The 15689-nt window shown below is 74.1% G+C and carries 15 protein-coding genes and 1 pseudogene; 10 read left to right on the plus strand and 6 right to left on the minus strand.

The window, feature by feature from the left end:
* Positions 1–3 precede the first annotated feature (3 nt).
* Both hemG and hemQ read left to right on the plus strand, forming a co-directional pair.
* On the plus strand, positions 4–1446 hold the full coding sequence (gene hemG / locus ABZW30_RS16535) for a protoporphyrinogen oxidase (RefSeq protein WP_355671797.1): 1443 nt from the start codon (positions 4–6) through the stop codon (positions 1444–1446).
* Positions 1443–2168, plus strand: a complete 726-nt coding sequence (gene hemQ, locus ABZW30_RS16540; protein ID WP_355671798.1) for a hydrogen peroxide-dependent heme synthase — start codon at positions 1443–1445, stop codon at positions 2166–2168. Before hemG ends, hemQ begins: the two co-directional genes overlap by 4 nt.
* A gap of 87 nt (positions 2169–2255) precedes the next feature.
* On the opposite strand, the gene ABZW30_RS16545 is transcribed toward hemQ, so the two are convergent.
* The 4 genes and pseudogenes from ABZW30_RS16545 to ABZW30_RS16560 all read right to left on the minus strand — a co-directional run.
* Positions 2256–3038: a TIGR04222 domain-containing membrane protein gene (locus ABZW30_RS16545; protein ID WP_355671799.1), complete on the minus strand. Its 783-nt coding sequence runs from the start codon at positions 3036–3038 to the stop codon at positions 2256–2258.
* Positions 3039–3107: 69 nt separating this feature from the next.
* Positions 3108–4199 carry a TIGR04222 domain-containing membrane protein gene (locus ABZW30_RS16550; RefSeq protein WP_355671800.1) on the minus strand — a complete coding sequence of 364 codons (1092 nt, stop codon included), beginning with the start codon at positions 4197–4199 and terminating at the stop codon, positions 3108–3110.
* Positions 4200–4226: 27 nt separating this feature from the next.
* A complete protein-coding gene (locus ABZW30_RS16555) occupies positions 4227–4604 on the minus strand; it encodes a hypothetical protein (RefSeq protein WP_355671801.1) in 378 nt (125 codons plus the stop codon).
* A gap of 206 nt (positions 4605–4810) precedes the next feature.
* Positions 4811–5578 (minus strand): annotated as a pseudogene (locus tag ABZW30_RS16560) (DUF692 domain-containing protein); the annotation flags it as partial.
* A gap of 320 nt (positions 5579–5898) precedes the next feature.
* Between ABZW30_RS16560 and ABZW30_RS16565 the strand changes: the two are divergent.
* The 8 genes from ABZW30_RS16565 (at position 5899) to ABZW30_RS16600 (ending at position 13563) form a co-directional block, all read left to right on the plus strand.
* Positions 5899–6825, plus strand: coding sequence for a GNAT family N-acetyltransferase (locus ABZW30_RS16565; protein WP_355671802.1), 927 nt, complete (start codon positions 5899–5901; stop codon positions 6823–6825).
* A 192-nt stretch (positions 6826–7017) separates the two neighbouring features.
* Positions 7018–7764 carry a hypothetical protein gene (locus ABZW30_RS16570; RefSeq protein WP_355671803.1) on the plus strand — a complete coding sequence of 249 codons (747 nt, stop codon included), beginning with the start codon at positions 7018–7020 and terminating at the stop codon, positions 7762–7764.
* A 172-nt stretch (positions 7765–7936) separates the two neighbouring features.
* Positions 7937–8947: an MBL fold metallo-hydrolase gene (locus tag ABZW30_RS16575; RefSeq protein ID WP_355671804.1), complete on the plus strand. Its 1011-nt coding sequence runs from the start codon at positions 7937–7939 to the stop codon at positions 8945–8947.
* A 104-nt stretch (positions 8948–9051) separates the two neighbouring features.
* Positions 9052–10827 carry an ATP-binding protein gene (locus ABZW30_RS16580; RefSeq protein ID WP_355671805.1) on the plus strand — a complete coding sequence of 592 codons (1776 nt, stop codon included), beginning with the start codon at positions 9052–9054 and terminating at the stop codon, positions 10825–10827.
* Positions 10824–11255 carry a roadblock/LC7 domain-containing protein gene (locus ABZW30_RS16585; protein WP_355671806.1) on the plus strand — a complete coding sequence of 144 codons (432 nt, stop codon included), beginning with the start codon at positions 10824–10826 and terminating at the stop codon, positions 11253–11255. Before ABZW30_RS16580 ends, ABZW30_RS16585 begins: the two co-directional genes overlap by 4 nt.
* A 127-nt stretch (positions 11256–11382) precedes the next feature.
* The gene (locus ABZW30_RS16590; RefSeq protein WP_355671807.1) at positions 11383–11745 is read left to right on the plus strand and encodes a DUF742 domain-containing protein; all 363 of its coding nucleotides are present in this window, start codon (positions 11383–11385) and stop codon (positions 11743–11745) included.
* 67 nt (positions 11746–11812) lie between these two features.
* Positions 11813–12373 carry an ATP/GTP-binding protein gene (locus ABZW30_RS16595; protein ID WP_355671816.1) on the plus strand — a complete coding sequence of 187 codons (561 nt, stop codon included), beginning with the start codon at positions 11813–11815 and terminating at the stop codon, positions 12371–12373.
* The gene (locus tag ABZW30_RS16600) at positions 12370–13563 is read left to right on the plus strand and encodes a cytochrome P450 (RefSeq protein ID WP_355671808.1); all 1194 of its coding nucleotides are present in this window, start codon (positions 12370–12372) and stop codon (positions 13561–13563) included. Before ABZW30_RS16595 ends, ABZW30_RS16600 begins: the two co-directional genes overlap by 4 nt.
* Positions 13564–13608: 45 nt before the next feature.
* Here the strand turns inward: ABZW30_RS16600 and msrB are convergent, their stop codons facing one another.
* On the minus strand, positions 13609–14013 hold the full coding sequence (gene msrB, locus ABZW30_RS16605; RefSeq protein WP_355671809.1) for a peptide-methionine (R)-S-oxide reductase MsrB: 405 nt from the start codon (positions 14011–14013) through the stop codon (positions 13609–13611).
* 22 nt (positions 14014–14035) lie between these two features.
* Positions 14036–15466 carry a UDP-N-acetylmuramate--L-alanine ligase gene (murC, locus tag ABZW30_RS16610; RefSeq protein WP_355671810.1) on the minus strand — a complete coding sequence of 477 codons (1431 nt, stop codon included), beginning with the start codon at positions 15464–15466 and terminating at the stop codon, positions 14036–14038.
* Positions 15467–15689: the final 223 nt, after the last annotated feature.

Below are 15689 nucleotides of genomic sequence, written 5' to 3' on the forward strand. Positions count from 1 at the left end.
AGCATGTCGGATGCACAGGTCGTCGTCGTCGGTGGTGGGATCGCGGGGCTGGCTGCGGCCGCCTTTCTGAGCGGGGCGGCCGGGGGGCCGGCGCGGGCCCGGGTGACGGTGCTGGAGGCGTCGGGGCGGGTCGGCGGGAAGCTGTGGGGCGGGGAGGTCGGCGGGGTCCGGGTGGACCTCGGGGCCGAATCGGTGCTGGCGCGGCGGCCGGAGGCGGTGGAGCTGGCGCGGGCGGTCGGGCTGGGGGAGGACCTGGAGCCGCCGACCACCGCGAAGGCGGCGATCTGGACCCGGGGCGCGCTGCGGCCGCTGCCGGGCGGGCAGGTGATGGGCGTCCCGGGTGACCTGGAGGCGCTGGCGGCCTCGGGGGTGCTGACCGCCGAGGGGCTGGAGCGGGCCCGGCACGAGCGGGGGACCGAGGTCGGGGCGGATGTCGCGATCGGCCGCTACGTCGCCGACCGGCTCGGCCAGGAGGTGGTGGACCGGCTGGTCGAGCCGCTGCTGGGCGGCGTCTACGCCGGGCGCTCCGACGAGATCTCGCTGCGCGCCGCGGTACCGCAGCTGCTGCCGATCGCGCAGGGCGGCGGCTCGCTGGTCGAGGGGGTGCGCGAGCTGGCCTCCCGGCCGCAGGTGGTCGGCACCCCGGTGTTCCAGGGGCTGCGCGGCGGCCTCGGCACCCTGCCGGAGGCGGTCGCCGCCGCCTGCGTCAAGGCGGGCGTGGACCTGCGCACCGACACCCCGGTGGACGAGCTGCGCCGCACCCCCGAGGGCTGGCGCGTGGTGGCCGGCGGCGAGGTGCTGCACGCCGACGCCGTGGTGCTGGCCGTCCCGGCCCCGGCCGCGGCCCGGCTGCTGCGCACGGACGCCCCGGCGGCCGCCGTCGAGCTGGACTCCGTCGAGTACGCGGGCATGGCGCTGGTGACGCTGGCGTTCCGCCGGGCCGACCTGGCCGAGCCGCCGAGCGGCAGCGGCTTCCTGGTGCCGCCGGTGGACGGCCGGCGGATCAAGGCCTCGACCTTCTCCTCCAACAAGTGGGGCTGGCTGGAGCGCTCCGCCCCGGACGCCTTCCTGCTGCGCACCTCGCTGGGCCGTTACCGCGAGGACGAGGCGCTGGAGCTGCCGGACGAGGAGCTGGTGGCCCGCTCGCTGGCGGACCTGGAGGAGGCGGTCGGGCTGACCGCCCGACCGTACGACACCTTCGTCTCGCGCTTCACCGCCGGCCTGCCGCAGTACCCGGTGGGCCATCTGGACCGGGTGGCCCGGGTGCGGGCGGCCGCGGAGGCGGTGGGCGCGCTGGCGCTGTGCGGCGCCGCGTACGACGGGGTCGGCATTCCGGCCTGTATCGGTTCGGCGGCCGCCGCCGCGGCCGCCGCCGCGGCGGCCATCGACAGACTGTTGACCCCGGCGACCGGGGAAGGTTCCACGGAGAGGACAATGGGCGCATGACTGAGACCGTTGAGCAGCAGCCGGAGCAGCAGCCCGAGAAGAAGAAGGCGCGCGACCTGAACCAGGTCATCCGCTACACCATGTGGTCGGTGTTCAAGCTCAAGGGCGCCCTGCCCGAGGACCGCACGGCCCTGGCGGCCGAGGTGGACGAGCTGTTCGCCCAGCTGGCCGCGAAGGACGTGACGGTCCGCGGCACGTACGACGTGTCCGGTCTGCGCGCGGACGCCGACATCCTCGTCTGGTGGCACGCCGGCGACTCGGACGACCTGCAGGAGGCGTACAACCGCTTCCGCCGCACCGGCCTGGGCCGCCACCTGGAGCCGGTCTGGTCGAACATGGCGCTGCACCGCCCGGCCGAGTTCAACAAGTCGCACATCCCGGCGTTCCTCGCCGACGAGCGTCCGCGCGACTACGTCTGCGTCTACCCGTTCGTCCGCTCCTACGAGTGGTACCTGCTGCCGGACGCCGAGCGGCGCGCGATGCTCGCCGAGCACGGCCAGATGGCCCGCGGCTACCCGGACGTGCGGGCCAACACGGTCGCCTCGTTCGCCCTCGGCGACTACGAGTGGCTGCTCGCCTTCGAGGCGGACGAGCTGCACCGCATCGTCGACCTGATGCGCGACCTGCGCCCCTCCCGGGCCCGGCTGCACGTCCGCGAGGAGGTGCCGTTCTTCACCGGCCGCCGCAAGCCGGTGAGCGAGCTGCTGAACGGCCTGGTCTGACCGCTTCGGCCGTGACGACGGAGGCCGCCTCCCCCTGCTCCGGCAAGGGGGAGGCGGCCTCCGGCCGTTTCCGGGGCCGTGCCCGGTTCACGTCCGGTGCGGGCGGAGGGCGGCGCGCAGGCGGGGGTCGGGGAGGGCGGCGGGGCCGTTCATGGCGACGGCGGTGAGGAGTTCGCGTTCCTCGTCGTCGGCGAGGCCGCGTTGGCGGGCGGGGCGGACCTCGCGGAGGACTTCCTGGCCGATGGGGGAGGCCCAGCGGGTGAAGGGGTAGACATCGACGCGGGCCATCAGCAGGGTGCCCGAGGTGAGGACCAGGGGCAGCGAGAACCAGGCGAGCGGGGCGAGGGTGTCGCCGCCGGTGAAGCCGCTGAGCGAGAGGGAGGCGGCGAGCAGGAGCAGGGTCAGCAGCATGGCGTGCCGGACCTGGCGGACCACCACCACGGTGTTGCGCTGCACCAGGGCCGGGGTGGCCAGGCCGGCCAGGGCGAGTCGGGCGCCGATCTCCAGCACGGTGGGGTGCTCGCCCATCGCCCGGCGCAGTTCGTCCGTACGGCACTGGCCCTCGGGGCCGACGGTGGCGATGATCGCGCGTTCCAGGCGGCTGCGGCCCTTGGGGTCGACCACGGTGGTCCAGCCGGTGTGCGCGAGGTGCAGACGGCCCCGGCCGGCCATCAGGACCAGGGCGAGTTCCACCACCCGGTCCGGGCCGCCGGCCAGGTAGGCGGTCTCGTACAGCCCGATACCGACGGCCTCCGGCGGGCGCAGCCGCTCCTGGTCGGCCAGGGCGTCGGCGGTGGCGGTCATCCGCACCAGCCGGAGGCAGGACAGCACCGCCGCGACGCAGGCCGGGATCAGGAACAGCAACCACATGGGCTTGTTGTATGCCTGGGTCGACGGCGTGGGGAACGACTTCCCGGACCGCGATACCGAACTGTGACGTCAGGACCCACCGCAGCTGCTCCCGCAGCTCGAACCGCAGCTGGACGACGAGGACCCGCAGCTGGAGGAGGACCCGCAGCTCGACGAGGAGCCGCAGCTGGAGGAGGAGCCGCACGAGGAGTGGTGCGAGGAGCCGCACGAGGAGTGGTGCGAGGAGCCGCACGAGGAGTGGTGCGTCGAACCGGAGTCCGGCGAGTCGTACCAGGTCGTGGAGGCGCCGCAGGAGGAGGACGACGAGGACGAGGGCGAGGACGAGGAGGAGAAGAAGGACGAGGCCGAGGCCGAGGTAGCCTGCCGGAACGCCTCCTCCTCGGCTGCCACGGCCAGCATCGCGGCCTCCAGCTCCTGGTTGTCCAGCGAGGCCGCGGCCAGCCCGCCCAGGGCGACCGCGCCCAGCACCGCGCCGCCCGCCAGCTTCGGTGAGACACCGGACGCGGGCGTCCACGGGGTGCCCTGCATCAGGGTCAGTTGGCGCTGCCCGGCCGGGGTGACCAGGCCCTTGGCCGGTGCGGTGGTGACCAGCGCGACGGCGCCGGCGAACAGCAGGAAGCCCGGGATGAAGAGGTTGGGGCGGTCGCCGAGGAGGTCGCCGTTGTCGAGCAGCAGCGAGACCGGGATGGAGGCCGCGACGAGGAGCACGGTCTGCCAGAGCAGCCGACGGGCCTTGCGGGCGTGTCGCAGCCGCTCGGGGCGGCGCATCAGGCCGCGGTCGGCGAGCCGGTCACCGATCTCCTGGACCGCGGCCGAGCGCATCACCATACGGCGCAGCGGGGCGAGTTGACGGCTGCCGGTCGGGCCGGCGGCGTCGTGGACCGCCTGGTCGACAGCGTCGTACGGCTTGCCGCCGGTGAGGGTGACCAGACCGGCGCGGCTGATCACGGCCTGCTCGCCGAGGTGCATCCGGACCAGCGCGGTGTCGAAGACCCGACCCGGGCCGCCGGCCAGGAACGCGGTGTCCAGCAGCGGCAGTCCGCGGCCGGGCAGGCCCTGAGGGTGCGGGACGTGGCCGACCCGCTGCCGGGTCCGGATGGCGTACAGGGCGGCGGCGGCCAACAGGACGGCCGGGATCAGGAAGTAGCTGTTGTGCCACATGGGCGGTTCCCCCGAGATGACGTTGGATCAGCGTCCGCGCAGGGCCCGGCGCAGGCGGGCGAGCGGGCCGGGCGGCCGCTCGGGTGCCGGGTGGAGCCACTGCTCCAGGGCCCGGCGGCGGTCGGCGGCGAGCGGGCCGCCGTCGGTGTGCACCCACTCGGCGAAGGCCCGGGCGTCGGCGCGGTAGCCGCCGGTCTGCGGGTGGGTGCGGGCGTAGTCGAGGAAGAGCGGCCCGTACCGGGACCCGAGCAGGAGGGGCAGGTCGGGGGCGATCTTCGTGGTGGTGTCGCGCCGTTTGGCGGCGAGGCCGGTGGACTGGGCGCGGACCTGGTCCGGGTCGAAGCCGGGCGGGACGGGCCCGCCGGCCACCAGGGAGGTCAGCAGCTCCGCCTGGCGCCGGGCCAACCTCTCCCGGGCCGTGCCGGTCGCGCACTCGCCTCCGAGGCGCTCCGAACCCGGTGCCGACGGTCGGCGCTTGGATGCCCCTCGTTCCTCGGGGCCTCCTCGCTTCTCCCTTTCGGTACCGGCGCGCCTCTTCGGCTCGGCGCGGTTGCCGGTCTCAGTCGCGTCTTCCAGGTCCTTCATTGCAGGGTGCTCCCCTCCAGCACCCGGCGGATGGCGTCCAGTTCACCGGCCAGCTCCGAGGGCGGCGGGAAGTCGGCGTCCCGTTCCAGCAGGACGCCGGGCGGTGCGACCCGCGCGCAGAGTTCGGCCAGGACTTCCAGCACCGGTTCGGTGACGGGGTGGGCGTGGGTGTCGTGCCAGACGCCGTCGACCAGGGTGCCGCCCGCGACGTGCACGTAGGCGAGCGCCTCCAGCGGCAGGCGGTCGAGTTCGGCGGCCGGGTCGACGCCCAGGTTGACCCGGTTGGTGTGCAGGTTGGCGACGTCGATCAGCAGTCGGACACCGGTGCGCTCGACCAGTTCGGCGAGGAACTCGCCCTCGGTGAACTCGTCGTCCGGCCAGGCGAGTTGGGCGGCGATGTTTTCCAGGGCGAGCGGCACCGGCAGCTGGTCCTGGGCGATCCGGACGTTCTCGGCGATGACCCGCAGCGAGTCCCGGGTGCGGGGTACGGGCAGCAGGTGGCCGGCCTCCAGTCCGCCGGCCCGGACGAAGGCCAGGTGCTCCGTGACCAGCGGGGAGCCGAGCGCGAGCGCCGCCCCGGCGAGCCTGCCGAGCCGGTCGGGGTCGGGCAGGTCGGCGCCGCCGAGGCCGAGGCCGACGCCGTGCGGGACGACGGTGACGCCGCGTTCGCGCAGCACGGTGAGCGAGGTGGGCAGGTGGTCGGCGCAGATGTTCTCGGCGACCACCTCGACCCAGTCCAGGCCGGGTTGGCGCTCGACCACGGTGTCGATCTCGCTGCGCCAGCCGAGGCCCACGCCGAGCCGGGTGACGGCGGCGGAGCCGGGCAGGTCCAGGGCAGGGGAAGTCATCGGTTCGCCCCCTTCGGAGGGCTGGACGGGGAGGCCGTCGGGCGGTGCGGGCGTCGTCGCCAGGACCGCGTGGCCGTGTTGCTGAGGATGTCCCCGAGTGGGGTGGCTGCCAAGCCTCACCCGGTCTTCTCAGAGCATTATTTGAGCTTGCCGTCCTGGTGAGGAGGGACTCCGGCCCCCGGCCCGGGCCGTCCGCGCAGGTGGGGTGGCCCGCGGACGGGAAAACCGGAGGCGCCGGGCGGGGGCCCCGTATAGCGTGCGAACCCATGACTTCGACTGAACTGACGATCCGGGACTTCCGCCCCGAGGACGCCGAGGCGGTGGCGACCGCCCACCGGGCCGGGCGCGAGCACCTGGTGATGACCGCCGAGGCCCTGCTCTGGATGAACGCCCGACAGAATCCCGACGAGCACTTCCGCACCTTCGTCGTCGAGTCGGACGGCCGGGTGGTCGGCGCGGTGCGCTGCGGCCTGGTGCTCGGGACGACGACCACCGGCGTCGGCTACGCCAACGGCAGTGTGCTGCCGGGGTTCCGGCGGCGCGGCGCGGCGACCGCGCTGCTGGCCGCGGCCGAACGGCACCTGGCCGGGCACGGGGTGACGGAGCTGCACACCTGGCTGGACGAGGAGCCCGACTCACTGGCCTTCGCCTCCGCCCGGGGCTACGAGCTCGGGAGCACGGCGCAGTTCGGCGGGAGGGACCTGACGCTGCCGCTGCCCCAGGCGCCGGTACGGCCGGCCGGTGTCGAGCTGCGCCCGGCCACCGACTGGGCGGACGATCCGCGCCCGCTGTTCCTGGTGGAGGCGGAGGCCATCCGGGACGAGCCCGGCGAGGTGTCGATTGACGCCCTGGACTACGAGGAGTGGCTGCGTGACGATTGGGCCCGACCGGACCTGGACCGGGGGCTGACCGTGGTCGCCGTGGTGGACGGCGCACCGGCCGCGTTCACCATGGTGCAGACCGACGGGGTGGACCGCTACTGGTCCGCGTTCACCGCCTGCCGCCGGGAGTTCCGCGGCCGCGGCCTGAGCAAGCTGGCCAAGCTGGAGTCGCTGCGGCTCGCTGCGACGGCGGGCTACCGGCACGCGTACACCAGCAACGACATGACCAACGCGCCGATGCTGGCGATCAACGCCTGGCTGGGGTACGAGCGCTGCGCGGGGGAGCGCAAGGGGATCAAGCGGCTTACGTAGCCGGCCGAGCCGCGAATCCGACGCGCCGTCGATAGTGTGCGGGGTCGCGAGGGGTGGTGAATTCCTACGGAGTCCTGCGAAGTCCGGAGAGGCACGGCGGCGAATTGTGCGTGAGGGGGTATTTCCGGCCATGGGCGGGAAATTGTCCATCGGTGCACAGTTCGTGGCCGAGTCTTCCTCCGGGGGGATGATATGGAGATCCTGCTCCAGGTCCTGATCGCTTCGGTTCCGGCCGTGATCGGTTTCCTCGCCGCCCGCTCCCTCGCCCGGACCAGGGTGTTCCTGCGGTACGGCTTCCTGCGGGCGCTGCTGGCGCCGTACAGCCGGGTGCAGATCATCACGCCCAGCCTGGAGGTCGCGGAGTTCGCCTACGCCACGGACGGCTGCCTGCTGGCCAGTCGGGAGCCGCGGAACGTGCTGTTCGTGCCGATGGCCGAGGCCAGGGCGATAGCGCAGCTGATCGACCTGCTGCGGAAGGTCAACCGGAAAGCGACCATCGAGCTGGTGGTGGCGGGTGCGCAGGACCCGCGGATGCCGACCTTCTCGATCGGCGGGCCGGGCGTCAACTCCTACTCGGGCGGGGTGCTCGACGCGGTATTCCCGGATTTCCGGATCGAGTACCCGGACGCGGCCCGCGCCCGCTGGGGCGGAATGACCTTCGAGGCGCTGTACAACGCGACCGGGGAGCTGATCCGCGACCACGGCTTCATCTTCGTCACCCGTACGCCCCGGCACGCGCCGTGCATCGTGCTGTGCGGGGTGTTCGCCTTCGGCTCGGCGATGGCGGTGGAGGCGCTGACGACGGCGAACCGGACGTCGCCGCTGGCGGCGCTGTTCCGCTCAGGAGAGAAGGGATTCGTCGCGGTGGAGGGCAGGGTGATCGGCCTGGACACCGTGGACGTCACGGTCGAGGTCTGCCGGATCCTGCCGCCGCTGTGAGCCCGGGGCCCCGAGGCCTCTGCGGTGTAGACCAATCATTCCGGAGTCCGAGACGATCGGTCTCGACCTCGGGGTGCGAATTCGGACAGCCCGGGCGAGTTCGGGGCAGGAACTCCAGTCGTCCGCGCAGGTTCTGCCCCGGATCCGACACGACATGGGCATAATCGCGCGCATGACGATCAACCGTGCGAACGTGAGCGCGATCGCCCAGGACCTGTACGTGTGGCTCCCCCCGAAGCGGGGCTGGGGCCTGGCCAACTGCGGCCTGCTGGCCTCCGACACCACCGCGCTCTGGATCGACACCCCGTACGACCCCTCGCTGGCCGGGGAGTTCCTCGCCGCGAGCCGGCGCCTGCTGCCGACCGGGGTGGAGATCGACCGGGTGGTCGTCACCCACGCCAACGGCGACCACCTGTGGGGCGCCGGGGTGCTCCCGGACGCCGAGGTGATCGCCACCCGCGAGGCGCTGGACCACATCCACTGGGAGCCCTCCCCGCAGCAGCAGCACGCACTGATCGCCAACAGCGACCCGGACTCCCCGCTCGGCGGCTACCTGCGGGAGCACTTCGGGGGCTTCGACTGGTCCGAGACCGAGCCGGTGCACCCGGACACCGTCTTCACCGGCGAGCTGGAGTTCAAGGTCGGCCGCTACCCGGTGCAGATCACCAGCCTGCCCGCCGCCCACACCGGCGGCGACCTGATGGTCCACCTCCCGCACCAGCGCGCGGTGTTCACCGGCGACGTGATCTTCTCCTCGACCCCCGAACAGCCCGGCGACCACCCCTCGCACTGGGCCGGACCACTGGCGAACATCATCGGTGCCTGCGAGCAGGCCCTCGCCACCGGCGCCGAGATCTTCGTCCCCGGCCACGGCCCGGTGCTCGACCGCGACGGCGTCCAGCAGCACATCGGCTACCTCGATTACGTCCGCGAGCGCGCCCACGCCCTGCACGGCGCCGGGATACCCGCGCTGGACGCCGCCCGGCGGGTGATCGCCGAGCAGCGCCACCCCGAACTCGGGCTGCCCGAGCGGCTGGTGCTCACCGTCGCGGCCGAGTACCGGCACCTGGACGGCTCCGAGAAGCCCGGCATCCTGGAGTCGATGGGCCAGGTCGCCCTGGTGGCCCGCGAACTGGCCGAGGACACCGCCCGCATCCCGCAGCCCCGCTCCGGCCGGAACTGACACTCCGGCCGGACCCGATCCCCGGGCGACGGCCCGGGGCGGCGGGCCAGGACGCCCGAGGACAGCCAGGACGGCCAGGACACCCGAGGACTCCGAGGACTTCGATGACGCTGATCGCGCTGATCGCCCTGGCGCTGGTCGCCGCCGCGGCCATGGTCGTGCTCTCCCGCGGCCGGGCCCGGGCCGTCGTCCGGGCCACGGCCGCCGAGACCGCCCGCGCCCACGACGAGGAGCGCGCCCGCGCCGCCGAGGCCAGACTCGCCCGCGCCGAGGAGGAGTCGCGTGAATCCCGGGAGGCCGCACGGCAGTCCGCCGAGCAGGCCCGGCGGGCCGAGGAGCACCGCCGGGCCGCCGAGCAGCGGGCCCGGGGGGCGGAGCAGGCCGCCCGGGAGACGGAGCAGCGCGGTGCCGCCGCGACCACCCGCGCCGAGGAGGCCGAACGCCGGCTCGCCGCCGCCGAGCAGCACGCCGCCGCCCTGCTCACCGAGATCGGCCACCTCGCCCAGGAGCGGGTCGCCGCCACCGCCGTACGGCTGACACACGCCAACGCCCCGCTGGTCGGCCCGCTCGACCCGCAGGCCGTCGGCCCCGAGGCCGTCCGGGCGCTGCAGTCCGTCCTGGACGCCGCCACCGCCGCCCTCGCCGACGAGCGCGAGCGGGTCGACGCCGCCGCCCGGGCCGCCATGCGCGGCGCCACCTCCCGGATCCAGACCCTGCTGTACCAGATCCAGAGCCTGGTCCAGCAGCTCCAGCACGACGACGACGACCCCCGGCTGCTGGAGGTCGACTTCCGTAACGAGGTCGCGCTGCGCCGGATCCAGACCGTCGCCGTACTCTGCGAGGCCTGGCCGGGCCTGGCCCGCACCGACTCCCCGCTCACCGAGGTGGTGGTCGGCGCGCTCTCCCGGGTGCCCGGCTACGCCCGGATCAAGGTCGCCAACCACCTGCGGGAGCAGCGGCTCGCGGCGGTCGCCCGGGCCGCCGAGCCGATCGCCATCGCGATCGCCGAACTGCTCGCCAACGCCACCGCCTACTCCCACCCGGAGACCGACGTCCCGGTCACCGTCCAGCAAGGCGGCCGCGGCGCACTGGTGATCATCGACGACAGCGGCATCGGCATGGACGAGGACCAGCTGCGCCGGGCCCGTCGACTGCTGGCCGGCCCGCCGGACGTGCTGCTCACCGAGCTCGGCAATCCGCCCAGGACCGGCTTCGCGGTGGTCGGCAAGCTGGCTCGGCAGTACGGGTTCACCTGCCACATCGAGCCCTCGCCGTACGGCGGCATGCGGACCATCCTGCGGATCCCGGCCGCGCTGGTGACGGTGGTGGACGACGGGCAGCCGCTGTCGGTGCTCACCCCGCTGCCGTTGCGCGCCGGCAGCGGCCCGGCGCCGGCGCCCACCGGCCAGGCCGTGCCGGTCCCGGCCGGCCCGGTTCAGGCGGTCGCGCCGATGCGCGACGCCGACGAGCAGGACGAGCCGGTGCTCGCCGACCGCCACAACCAGCCCGGCCCGCTCCCCGCACCGGCCGTCCACGTGGTGCCCGGCCCGGCCGCGGAAGCCCCCGCCGCGACGGACGACGGCAGCGGCCTGCCCACCCGGCGCCGCCGCCGTCCGCTCGCGCCGGAGGAGCCCGCGGGGGAGCCGGCCGGGGAACCGGGCGGACCCGCGGCCGGACCGCACGCCCGCACCCCCGAGCGAGCCGCCGCTCACTGGCAGGCACTGCAGCAGGGCACCGGCTCCGGCCGGGCCGCCGTGGCGCGGGCCGCCCGCGGCAGCGCCGTCAGTGAGGGGGCCGTACCCGAAGACAGCGCGACCACCGAAAGCGGCACCACCGGTGACCACACCACCGGCCCGACCTTAGAAGGAGCCGAGCAGTGAGCAGCTCGCCCAGCCCGACCGCCACCGACGAGATCTCCTGGGTGCTGAACCCGCTGCTGGAGCTTCCGGGGGTGCTGCACGCGGTCGTCGCCACCGGCGACGGCCTCGTCGAGGCCGCCTCCGACGGCCTCGGCCGGGCCTCCGCGGAGCGGGTCGCCGCGATGACCGCCACCGTGCACGCCGCCGCCCGCGCCTTCACCACCGCCTTCACCGACGCCGAACGGCCCCGACTGGCCCAGACCGTGGTGGAGTCCGACCTCGGCTACGCCGTCGTCGTCCCCGCCGGGGAGAACACCTCGCTCGCCGTGTTCACCGCCCCGGACGCCCAACTCGGCAACGTGGCCTACCAGATGCAGCTCCAGGTCGCCGCCCTGGGCCGCGCGCTCGCCAGTCCGTCCCGGCGGCAGGACCCCACCGCAGGCTCATGAGCGAGCGATGGGGGTACCCCCGGCCGGAGGCTGGGGGAGAGCGAATCATCGACAGGCGCGCGTGGGTGAATGCCCCTGCCGAGCGGTGGGGGTACCCCCGGCCGGAGGCTGGGGGAGGGGCGGGCGCATGAACGCCGTCCCCCGCAGGCGGATGGTGCCCGCCTACCTGGCCACCGGCGGCCGCAGCCGCCCCGGCACCGAGGGCTTCGAGCGGCTGACCGTGCTGTTCGCCGACCGGTCCGACCGCGCCGAACCGCCGACCGAACTCGAACCCGAACACCGCCGGCTCTGGGAACTGCTGCGCCCCGGCGCGCTGACCGTGGTGGAGGCCGCCGCGCACCTGCGTCTGCCGGTCAGCGCCACCGTCTTCCTCGCGGCCGATCTGGTCGAGGCGGGATGCCTGCACGCCCGCGCACCGATCCCGCGCGCCCAGCAGGCCGACCGCTCCATCGTCGAGAGGCTCCTCGTTGGACTCCGTGCGCTCCGGTGACCGGGCCGGCTCCCCCGAGGGGCAGCCGAGCCGGGTGGGCTACCTGACCGACCGGGACCAGACGCTGATGAAACTGGTGGTCGCCGGCCCGTTCGGGGTCGGCAAGACCACACTGATCCGGACCCTCTCCGAGATCGCCACCCTGCACACCGAGGAGGCGATGACCGAGACCGGACGGCCGGTGGACGACCTGGCCGGTCTGCCGGAGAAGTCCACCACCACCGTCGCGGTGGACTTCGGCCGGCTCACCCTGCCCGGCGACCTGGTGCTCTACATGTTCGGCACCCCCGGCCAGCGCCGCTTCTTCCCGCTCTGGCAGGACATCGCCCGCGGTGCCCTGGGCGCCCTGGTGCTCGCCGACACCCGCCGACTGGCCGACTCCTTCGAGATCATGGACATGGTCGAGGAGCAGGGCCTGCCGTACGCCGTCGCCGTCAACCACTTCCCGGACTCCCCGGACCACCCGGTCGAGGTGCTGCGCACCCACCTGGACCTGCACGCCGCCACCCCGCTGCTGATCTGTGACGCCCGCGAGCACGGCAGCAGCCTCGACGCGTTGATCGCCCTGGCCGAGCACGTGCTCGACACCCTGCCCGCCGCCTCCACCGCCGCCCGGGAGCGCCCGTGACCGTCGAGACCCGCCCCACCCCGATCTACGGACCGGTCTTCGCGGCCGACCCGCAGCTGGTGTACGAGCGGCTCCGCCGCCACGGCGCGGTCGCCCCGGTGGAGATCGCACCCGGTGTGGACGCCCTGCTGGTCACCGACTACCAGGCCGCCCTGGACCTGCTGCGCGACACCGACACCTTCTCCAAGGACTCCCGCGCCTGGCAGCGGACGATCCCGCCGGACTCCCCGCTGCTGCCGGTGCTCGGCTACCGCCCCACCGCCCTGTTCAGCGACGGCGGGACCCACGCCCGCTACCGTGCGGTGATCACCGACGGCCTCGCCCTGTTCGAGCCGCACCAGCTGCAACGGCGGGTCGCCGAGGTCGCCCACCAGCTGATCGACCGCTTCGCGGCGGTCGGCCGCGCCGACCTGATCGCCGAGTACGCCCGCCAGCTGCCCGCCTTCGTGCTCACCACCTGGTTCGGCGTGCCCGAGGAGCACCACGCCCGGGTGGTCGCCGCGATCACCGGGCTGATCGAGTCCAGCGAGCGGGCCGGAGCCGCCTACGGGGACCTCGTCGGGGTGGTCACCGCGATGGTCGCCGAACGGCGCGAGCGCCCCCGGCACGACCTCGCCTCCTGGTTCGTCACCCACCCGGTCGGGCTGGACGACGACGAGGTGATCCGCCAGATCACCCTGACCATGATCGCCGGGCACGAGCCGACCACCAACCTGATCGGCAACGCCCTGCTGCGCCTGCTCACCGACGCCCGCTACGCCGGCTCGCTGTTCGGCGGCGCGATGACCGCCCACCAGGCGATCGACGAGGTGCTCTGGCACGAGCCGCCGATGGCCAACCTCTCCGCCCACTACCCGCGCTACGACATCACCTTCCACGGCCGGGAGATCAAGGCCGGCTCGCTGGTGCTGGTCTCGTACGCGGCCGCCAACTCCCAGGCCGCGCCGGCCACCGACGGCGCCGAGCTGCGCAGCGGCGAGAGCGCCCACCTGGCCTGGGCGGCCGGCCCGCACGCCTGCCCGGCCCGCGACCCGGCCCTGCTGATCGCGATCACCGCGATCGAGCAGCTGACCAGCCGGCTCAGCGACCTCGAACTGGCCACCCCGGCGGGGGAGTTGCTCTGGCGTCCGGGCCCGTTCCACCGGGCCCTGGTGCACCTGCCGGTCCGCTTCGCGCCGCTGGCCGGATAGCCCGAAGGCCCGGACGGCCATCGTCCGGGCCTTCCACCGCCGGTACTACTCGGCCGGCCGGAGCGTCAGCGAGATGCTGTTGATGCAGTAGCGCTGGTCGGTCGGCGTGCCGTAGCCCTCACCCTCGAAGACGTGCCCCAGGTGCCCGCCGCAGCGGGCGCAGCGGACCTCGACCCGGCGCATGCCGAGCGAGTCGTCCTCGATGTACTCGACCCGGTCCTCGGCCAGCGGCGCGTAGTACGAGGGCCAGCCGCAGTGGCTGTCGAACTTGGTCTCGGAGCTGAACAGTTCCGCTCCACAGGCGCGGCAGCTGTAGACGCCGACCGTCTTGGTGTCGGTGTACTCACCGGCGAACGGGCGCTCGGTGCCCGCCTCGCGGAGCACGTGGTACTCCTCGGGGCTGAGCTGGGCGCGCCACTCGGCCTCGGTCTTCTGGATCTCGTAGCTCATCACGACTCCCGCTCGGCGTACGTCAGACGTTGGAGGCAACGTTCGCGAGGTGGTTGAGACTTCCCCCCAGCTCGTCGAGGACGGCGGGCCCGAGGTTGGTGACGTCGCCCGCGCCCATGGTGAGCAGCAGGTCGCCCGGGCGGGCCAGACCGGCCAGCAGGGCGGGGGCGGCGGCGAAGTCGTGCTCGGCGGTGACGTCGGCGCCGGCCCGGCGGGCGGCGTCGATGATCAGCTCGCTGGTCACGCCCGGGATCGGGTCCTCACGGGCCGGGTAGATGTCCAGCACCACCGAGGCGTCGGCCAGCGCGAGGGCCCGGCCCATCTCCTCGGCGAGCTGCTGGGTGCGGCTGAACAGGTGGGGCTGGAAGACCACCAGGACGCGGCCCTCGCCGTCCAGGCCCTCGCGGATCGCCTCCAGGTCGGCGGTCATCTCGGTCGGGTGGTGGGCGTAGGAGTCGATCACCTGGACACCGGCCGCCTCGCCCTTGAGCTGCAGCCGGCGGCGCACGCCGGTGTAGGCGCCGATCGCCTTGGCCAGGTCGGCGGCCGGGACGCCCAGCGCGACACCGGCGGCCAGCGCGGCCACCGCGTTGTGGGCGTAGTGGCGGCCCGGGACGGAGACGGTGAAGGTCAGCTCGGCGCCGTCCAGCAGCACGGTGACCTCGCTGGTCATGCCGCGGGCGACCACCGAGAGCACCCGGACGTCCGCGTCCTCGGCGGAGCCGACGGTCACCACGTCGAGCCCCTCACGGCCGGCCACCCGGGCGGTCAGCTCGCGGGCGCCGTCGTGGTCGGCCGAGACCACCAGGGTGCCCCCGGGGGTGATCCGGCCGACGAAGGTCTCGAAGGACTCGTAGATCTCCTCGATCGAGGCGTAGTTGGCGTGGTGGTCCAGCTCCACGTTGAGCACGATCGCCACCTCGGGCGCGTACTTGTGGAAGCTGCGGTCGCTCTCGTCGGCCTCGGCGACGAAGATCTCGCCGACGCCGTGGTGGGCGTTGGAGCCGGGCGCGTCGAGGTCGCCGCCGATCGCGTAGGACGGGTCCAGGCCCAGCTCGCCGAGGGCGACGGCCAGCATGCTGGTGGTGGTGGTCTTGCCGTGGGTGCCGGCCACCGCCAGCGCCCGGCGGCCGCCCATCAGCGCGGCCAGCGCGTCGGAGCGGTGCACCACCGGGATGCCGCGCTCGCGGGCGGCGGCCAGCTCCGGGTTGTCGGCGCGGATCGCGCTGGAGACGACCACGCTGCTGGTGCCGTTCGGCACGTGCTCGGCGGCGTGGCCGACGTGCACCGTCGCGCCGAGGGCGCGCAGCGCGAGGACGGTCTCGGACTCCTTGGAGTCGCTGCCGGAGACGCTGGCGCCGCGCACTGCGAGGATCTTCGCCAGACCGGACATCCCGGCGCCGCCGATGCCGATGAAGTGCGGGGCGTGCAGGTCGTGCGCGGCGTCGTTCAAGGCGTGGCTCCGTACGGGCTATGGGCCCCTCCTGCCCGGCGGCGGGCAAGGAGGGCGGGTGGGCAGGTGGGTCCGGCGATGTGCGAATCGTCCTCGCGGGCGGACCGCAAGGACGATTCTGCACCACCGGCGCGCGGAGGCAGCGCCGACCCGGCCTCCCTCGCCGAAGCCCTGGACAGCCTCCCCGCCGAGCTCCACCGGCGCGACCGGGCCGTGACCGCCG

Source organism: Kitasatospora sp. NPDC004669, assembly GCF_040609455.1.
GTDB lineage: Bacteria > Actinomycetota > Actinomycetes > Streptomycetales > Streptomycetaceae > Kitasatospora.

Excerpts from the sequence above, each read along its gene's own strand:
- ABZW30_RS16595 (WP_355671816.1), top strand. The coding sequence starts at position 11,813 with ATGAAACTGGTGGTCGCCGGCCCGTTCGGGGTCGGCAAGACCACACTG.
- ABZW30_RS16550 (WP_355671800.1), bottom strand. The coding sequence starts at position 4,199 with ATGTGGCACAACAGCTACTTCCTGATCCCGGCCGTCCTGTTGGCCGCC.
- ABZW30_RS16570 (WP_355671803.1), top strand. The coding sequence starts at position 7,018 with ATGGAGATCCTGCTCCAGGTCCTGATCGCTTCGGTTCCGGCCGTGATC.
- ABZW30_RS16590 (WP_355671807.1), top strand. The coding sequence starts at position 11,383 with ATGAACGCCGTCCCCCGCAGGCGGATGGTGCCCGCCTACCTGGCCACC.
- hemQ (WP_355671798.1), top strand. The coding sequence starts at position 1,443 with ATGACTGAGACCGTTGAGCAGCAGCCGGAGCAGCAGCCCGAGAAGAAG.
- hemG (WP_355671797.1), top strand. The coding sequence starts at position 4 with ATGTCGGATGCACAGGTCGTCGTCGTCGGTGGTGGGATCGCGGGGCTG.
- ABZW30_RS16565 (WP_355671802.1), top strand. The coding sequence starts at position 5,899 with ATGACTTCGACTGAACTGACGATCCGGGACTTCCGCCCCGAGGACGCC.
- ABZW30_RS16575 (WP_355671804.1), top strand. The coding sequence starts at position 7,937 with ATGACGATCAACCGTGCGAACGTGAGCGCGATCGCCCAGGACCTGTAC.
- ABZW30_RS16545 (WP_355671799.1), bottom strand. The coding sequence starts at position 3,038 with ATGTGGTTGCTGTTCCTGATCCCGGCCTGCGTCGCGGCGGTGCTGTCC.
- msrB (WP_355671809.1), bottom strand. The coding sequence starts at position 14,013 with ATGAGCTACGAGATCCAGAAGACCGAGGCCGAGTGGCGCGCCCAGCTC.
- ABZW30_RS16580 (WP_355671805.1), top strand. The coding sequence starts at position 9,052 with ATGACGCTGATCGCGCTGATCGCCCTGGCGCTGGTCGCCGCCGCGGCC.